This window comes from Bradyrhizobium sp. (genome assembly GCF_019242285.1).
Lineage (GTDB): Bacteria > Pseudomonadota > Alphaproteobacteria > Rhizobiales > Xanthobacteraceae > Bradyrhizobium.
Window position 1 is genome coordinate 1 of sequence record NZ_JAFAVV010000846.1, and the last position, 6,341, is coordinate 6,341.

Here is a 6,341-nt window from a genome sequence, read left to right on the forward strand (position 1 = left end):
TGCGCCCTCTTCGATTCGAGGGTGATGTCTGTGCACGGCTCGGACGATTCACGTCGCGAGAATGCAGACGTGCGTCCTCTCCGCTGTTTGAAATGTGAGTGAAGCGCCGCGTCACGCGACGAAGCTCGTAGGGTGGGCTTAGCGGGCGCATGCATGGCGGCCCGCCACGCAAAGGTTACAGCGTGCCCACCGCTCAGGGTCGTGCTGTTGATACGATGGTGGGCACGACGCTCGCGCGTCTTAGCCCACCCCACGCGGCTACGCAGCCGCGAATGACGGCAACACCTTAGTTCCCGCTGAACGAGTTGTAGCCCTGATCCTCCCAGTAGCCGCCTTTGTAGTCGTTGGTGACCTCCATCGAGATCACGTATTTCGGGTTCTTGAAGCCGAGCTTGGTCGGCACGCGGATCTTCATCGGATAGCCGTAGGCGCGCGGCAGGATCTCGTCGGCGAACTTGAACGTCATCTGGGTCTGCGGATGCAGCGCGGTGCGCATGTCGAGCGGCGAGTTGTAGCCGTCCTTGTCGGCGCACTGGAACCAGACATATTTCGCGCTGGTATCGGCGCCGATCAGTTTCAGGAAATCGCGCAAGGGCGTGCCGGTCCAGCTCCCGATCGCGCTCCAGCCCTCGACGCAGATGTGGCGCGTGACCTGTTTGACCTGCGGCAGTTGATAGAGCTCGTCGATCGTCCAGGACTTCTTGTTCTCGACCAGCCCGCGCACCTCGAGCTTCCAGTCCGGGCCCGCGATCTCCGGTGCCTCGTCGACCTCGTAATAGCCGTTGAACGGGAACGGCTTGGTGATGGCGCTCTCGGGAAACGTCGGCGCCAGCGCGTCGGGATTGAAGATCCAGGCCTGCACCGAGTCATTGAATTTCGAGACCTGCGCCAGCAATTGGTCGGCCGAATCGCTGTTCACGACGTCGCAGCCGGTGAGCAGCGTCAGCGCGCCGAGGCTGGCGCCGCCCGCGATGAAGCGCCGGCGCGTGAAGTCCGGCATGACCTTGATCGCGTCCTTGACCAGGAGCTTCTTGTCGACGCCGGGGATCAGAAGCTTGCGCATGCGACCCATGATGCTTTCTCCTCTATGTCCTTCAGCGGCCGATGATCATGGCGCGCAGGCTCTTCGGCACCAGCAATGCGAGCAGCACATGCACGATCAGGAAGGCGCAGATCGCGGCCATGCAGAAGAAATGCACGTAGCGGGCATAGGCGTAGTCGCCGAACAGCACCACCAGCCAGTGCAGTTGCACCGGCTTCCAGATCGACAGGCCCGACAGCACGATGACGACTCCGACCGCGATGATCCCGGCATAGAGCAGCTTCTGCACGTAGTTGTAGGTGGAGAGATCGTCATGGGCGAGCCTGAAGGTCAGCGCCGCCTTGACGTCCGAGATCACGCCCCCCGGCGTGATCGGCAGCAGCTTCTTGCGGAAGCGGCCGGTCGCGAAACCCATGGCGAGATAGAGCAGACCGTTGACCATCAGCAGCCACATCGCCGCGAAATGCCAGAGCAGCGCGCCGCCGAGCCAGCCGCCGAGCGTGATCGAATGCGAGAAGGTGAAGCCGAACAGCGGCGAGGCGTTGTAGATCTGCCAGCCCGACATGATCATCAGCACCATCGCGAAGGCGTTGGTCCAGTGCATGGCGCGGACCCAGGCCGGCTGGATGACCTTCGCCGGCGCGGTCGCGGTGTGGCTGTCGGCGGCTGCAACGCTGGACATGGCGGCTCCCTGTTGAATTCGGTCACGGCGTTTATACGCCGGAACGACACGGTTCGTTACTGCAGGCGGGCTATGAAGTCGATGCAGACCGCGCATCGCCTTCACAAAAATGCGAGCCGGAGCAGGCCCCGGCTCGCAATCGCGCATCCCCTTGGGAGAGATCAGGACACGCGGATCAGGATGCCGGCATCAGCACGGTGTCAACCACATGGATGACGCCGTTCGACTGGTGCACGTTGGAGATCGACACCATCGACTTGTCGCCCTTGGCGTCGATGATCCAGATCTTGCCGTCGGCATGCTTGACCGTCAGCTCCTCGCCCTCGACGGTCTTCAGCATCTTGCCGTCGGTGAGGTCGTGGGCGTCGTACTTGCCGGCGACCACGTGGTAGGTGAGGATCTTGGTCAGCGTCGCCTTGTTCTCCGGCTTGACCAGGCTGTCGACGGTGCCGGCGGGCAGCTTTTCGAAGGCGGCGTTGGTCGGGGCGAACACCGTGAACGGGCCCTTGCCTTCCAGCGTCTCGACCAGGCCGGCGGCCTTCACCGCGGCGACGAGGGTGGTGTGGTCCTTGGAGTTGACCGCGTTCTGGATGATGTTCTTGGAGGGGAACATGGCCGCGCCGCCGACCATCACGGTCTTCTCCTCGGCACGCGCCGGCAGGACGAAGGTCGAGGTGAGCGCGAGGGCGCTGAAGGCGGCGGCGGACAAGAGTGCAATACGCTTCGACATTGGAGAGTCTCCCGATTGATTGAAACGACCGGCGGTCCATCCGCCGGGATGAGAAGAGCCAACGACGGCGCCGATCGATGTTGGGGGTTGCGTTCCACGCCGTCGTTGCTGCGAATTACGGGAGGTTCTCCGTGGAGTTTCGGGAGATAATTTAACGTGATGGCTGAAACCGAGCCTGCAGCCGTCCGTAGCTTGGCGCTTATGCCGAGGGGGACTAGATTTTCCACCAAGCGGAAGCGCGGTGCGCTGCGGCGAGCAATTGGCTTGCTGCCATGGGTGAGTTGGTTCAGCCTCGCTCGACCGGCACGGACAAGAACGCCGGCGACGAGCGCCGCCGATAAAGACGCGGCGCACAGGGAGGACGACCATGAGCAGCATCACGGCGGATGGATTGGCCGCGCCTGCGGCACGGCCGGCAGGCGAGGAGATCGGACCGCTCGAACAGCGGCATCTGCAGCACGCCAACTACCGCGCAGTCGCCGGCGGCGCCGACATCTCGCGGACGCATTGGCACATCGCGCTCGCCAATGCGCTGGGCTGGGGATTCGACGGCATGGACGGCGTGATCTTCGCGCTGGTGTCGCCGATGGTGATCAAGGAGTTTGCGCTGACTGTGCCGGACTATCGCTCCGGCCTGCAGATCGCGCTCTTGATCGGCATTGCCGGGCTGTATTTCTGGCCATGGCTGTCGGACCGGCTCGGGCGCCGCACGCTGCTCGCCGTCAACATCGCGCTGTTCTCGCTGATGATGCCGGTCGCGGCGCTGGCGCCGACCTTCGTGACCTTCGTCGCCGCCCGCTCGCTGCTCGGTTTCGCCCTCAATGGCGAGTGGTCGCTGGGTTCGATGCTGGTGGCGGAGACCTGGCCGGCGCGCCTGCGCGGCCGGGTGATCAGCATCACGCGCTCGACCTGGTGCCTCGGCGCCTCGCTGGCGGGCGGCATCACCGGCCTGGTCGCCGCTGATTTCGGCTGGCGCGTCGCCGTGATGGTGCCGGGCGTGATCGCGCTGCTCGCGATCTATGTCCGCGCTACCTGCCCGGAATCGCCCTATTGGGTGCGGGCGCAGGACCGCAAGCGGCGGATCGCCGAGACGCTGGCCCATGGCGGCCGCATCAGCGAGGACGACAGCGCCTGGTTCGGCAAGGCGAAGGCGGTGGGCATCCGCCAGGTGTTCCTGCCGGACGTGCTGCCGGCGACGCTGGTCGCGCTGTTCGTCGCCTGCTGCAGCACCTGCATCTACGGCACGGTCGGCGGCTGGATGCCGCTCTATCTCGCCACCGAGAAGCACTGGTCGACGACCGAGTACAGCCTGTTCTACGTCTGCTGGGGCGTGGTCGGTTTCCTCGGCCTCTGCATCGCCGGCTGGCTCGCCGACAAGATCGGGCGCAGGCTTGCCTTCGTGGTGACGCTGATCGAGGGCGCGATCTTCATGACGCTGTGGGTGTACGCGCAGGACCGCGTGCTGCTGTGGATTTTCGGGCTCGCCTGGAGCTTCGGCTTCCTCGGCTTCTGGGGACCCTGCACGACGCTGACGGCCGAGGTGTTTCCGACCCGGATCCGTGGCGCCGCCAACGGCGTGGTCTGGGCGATCGCCTACTTCATCGGCTTCGTGCTGTTTCCGTTCGTCACCGTCGCGCTGCAGCAGCACACCGGCTCGTTCGCGCTCTCCTTCCTCCTGATCCCCGTGCTGATGGTGGCGATGGCGGTCGGCGTCGCGATGATGGTGCCGGAGCATTCCGGCAAGGAGCTGAATGAGATCATTGTTTGACCTCTTCTCGCATCGTCCCGGCGCGCGCCGGGACGATGGCCAACCATCAATCCCGGCTCGCGGGCGTCTGGATGAAGCCGCGGTTCCAGGTCGGGCTGATCAGGATCTCGTTGATGCAGACCCGCGGCGGCAGGCTGGCAACGAAGGCGATGGTGCGGCCGAGATCCTCCGGCTGCAGCATCTTGGCCTGCTCCTCGTCGCTGGGCACCACCGGGCGCAGCTTCAGGATCGGGGTCGCGACCTCGCCGGGGGAGAGGCAGCAGGCGCGAAGGCCATTGACGCATTCGTCCATGTTGAAGGAGTGCGTCAGCGCCAGCACCGCATGCTTAGTCGTGGTGTAGGCCGGGCCCGGCATTTTCGAGACATGGCGGCCGGCCCAGGAGGAGACGTTGATGATGCAGCCGTCCTTCTGTTGCCGCATCGTCGGCAGCACGGCCTTCATGCAATAGAGCACGCCGTTGAGATTGATCTCGACCAACCTGTTCCAGCCCTCCAGCTCCATGTCGGCCCAACGCCGCTTCGGCACGTTGATGCCGGCGCTGTTGACCAGGAGGTCGATGCGACCATGGCTGGCAACGATCTGTTCCGCCACCTTCTCGACATCGGCGGCGTTCGACACGTCGAGCGCCATCGCCTCGGCCTCGCCTCCGGCCTTGGTGATCTTCGCCACCACCTGGTCGAGGGCGTCCTTGCGCCGCCCCGACACCACCACCGCCCAGCCGTCCGCGGCCAGCGCTTCGGCGCCGGCCTCGCCGATGCCGCTGCCGCCGCCGGTCACCCAGCCAACGCGTCTTCCACCCTTGGCCATACCAACCATGTCCTTTGCATCTCCGTTGCTTTTGCGGGGGCGTTCTTGCTAATGCAGCCACGTCCAGCGCCCATCCGCGGAATTGTCGCATGAACACCACCGCCGACGCCAACCTGTTTTCGCGCCTGTTCGCAGAGCTCGACGATCCGAAGCGGCTCGCGATCGAGACCCAGGACGGCCAGCACATCAGCTACGGCGATCTGATCGCGCGGGCGGGCCAGTTCGCCAATGTGCTCGTCGCCCGCGGCGTCAAAGTCGGCGACCGCGTCGCGGCGCAGACCGAGAAATCGGTCTCCGGCCTCGTGCTCTATCTCGCCACGGTGCGCGCCGGCGCGATCTATTTGCCGCTCAACACCGCCTATACGCTGAACGAGCTGGAATATTTCATCACCGACGCCGAGCCGTCGCTGGTCGCGTGCGATCCGTCGAAGGCGGAAGGGATCGCGAAGATCGCGGCCAAGGTCGGGGCGAAGGTGGAAACGCTCGATTCCCATGGCACCGGCTCGCTGACGGAAGCCGCCGACAAGGCGAGCAGCGACTTCCGGACGATCCCCCGCGGCGATGACGATCTCGCCGCCATCCTCTACACGTCCGGCACCACCGGCCGTTCCAAGGGCGCGATGCTGAGCCACGACAATCTGGCCTCGAACTCGCTGACCCTGGTCGACTATTGGCGCTTCACGGACAAGGACGTGCTGATCCATGCGCTGCCGATCTACCACACCCACGGCCTGTTCGTGGCGAGCAACGTCACGCTGTTCGCGCGGGGCACGATGATCTTCCTGCCGAAATTCGATCCCGACCTGATCATCAGGCTGATGGCGCGTGCCACCGTGATGATGGGCGTGCCGACCTTCTACACGCGGCTGTTGCAGAACCCTGCGCTGAACAAGGAGACGACGAAGCACATGCGGCTGTTCGTCTCCGGCTCGGCGCCGCTATTGGCCGACACCCATCGCGAATGGGAGGCGCGCACCGGCCACGCCGTGCTCGAGCGCTACGGCATGACCGAGACCAACATGAACACCTCCAACCCCTATGACGGCGCGCGTGTCGCCGGCGCCGTCGGCCACGCGCTGCCCGGCGTCTCCGTCCGCATCGCCGATCCGGAGAGCGGCGCGCTGCTCGGCGCCGACGAGATCGGCATGATCGAGGTGAAGGGGCCCAACGTCTTCAAAGGCTATTGGCGCATGCCGGAAAAGACTGCCGCCGAATTCAAGCCCGACGGCTTCTTCATCACCGGCGATCTCGGCAAGATCGACGCCAGGGGCTATGTCCACATCGTCGGGCGCGGCAAGGATCTGATCATCA

The 6,341-nt window shown here is 65.0% G+C and carries 6 protein-coding genes; 2 read left to right on the top strand and 4 right to left on the bottom strand.

The features are described 5' to 3' along the window. Positions 1–286: 286 nt before the first annotated feature. The 3 genes from JOY90_RS34870 to JOY90_RS34880 all read right to left on the bottom strand — a co-directional run bounded on the left by JOY90_RS34870 (position 287) and on the right by JOY90_RS34880 (position 2,454). Positions 287–1,072, bottom strand: a complete 786-nt coding sequence (locus JOY90_RS34870) for a molybdopterin-dependent oxidoreductase (protein WP_291695627.1) — start codon at positions 1,070–1,072, stop codon at positions 287–289. A gap of 22 nt (positions 1,073–1,094) precedes the next feature. Then, a complete protein-coding gene (locus tag JOY90_RS34875) occupies positions 1,095–1,724 on the bottom strand; it encodes a cytochrome b/b6 domain-containing protein (protein ID WP_291695628.1) in 630 nt (209 codons plus the stop codon). A 175-nt stretch (positions 1,725–1,899) separates the two neighbouring features. After that, a complete protein-coding gene (locus tag JOY90_RS34880; RefSeq protein ID WP_291695629.1) occupies positions 1,900–2,454 on the bottom strand; it encodes a fasciclin domain-containing protein in 555 nt (184 codons plus the stop codon). 367 nt (positions 2,455–2,821) lie between these two features. Between JOY90_RS34880 and JOY90_RS34885 the strand changes: the two genes are divergently transcribed. Next, the gene (locus JOY90_RS34885; RefSeq protein WP_291695630.1) at positions 2,822–4,222 is read left to right on the top strand and encodes an MFS transporter; all 1,401 of its coding nucleotides are present in this window, start codon (positions 2,822–2,824) and stop codon (positions 4,220–4,222) included. A gap of 46 nt (positions 4,223–4,268) precedes the next feature. On the opposite strand, the gene JOY90_RS34890 is transcribed toward JOY90_RS34885, so the two are convergent. Then, positions 4,269–5,030: an SDR family oxidoreductase gene (locus JOY90_RS34890; protein WP_291695632.1), complete on the bottom strand. Its 762-nt coding sequence runs from the start codon at positions 5,028–5,030 to the stop codon at positions 4,269–4,271. A gap of 89 nt (positions 5,031–5,119) precedes the next feature. On the opposite strand from JOY90_RS34890, the gene JOY90_RS34895 reads away from it, so the two are divergent. Next, positions 5,120–6,341 (top strand): malonyl-CoA synthase (locus tag JOY90_RS34895; protein WP_291695631.1); only part of this gene is annotated, 1,222 nt, incomplete at its 3' end.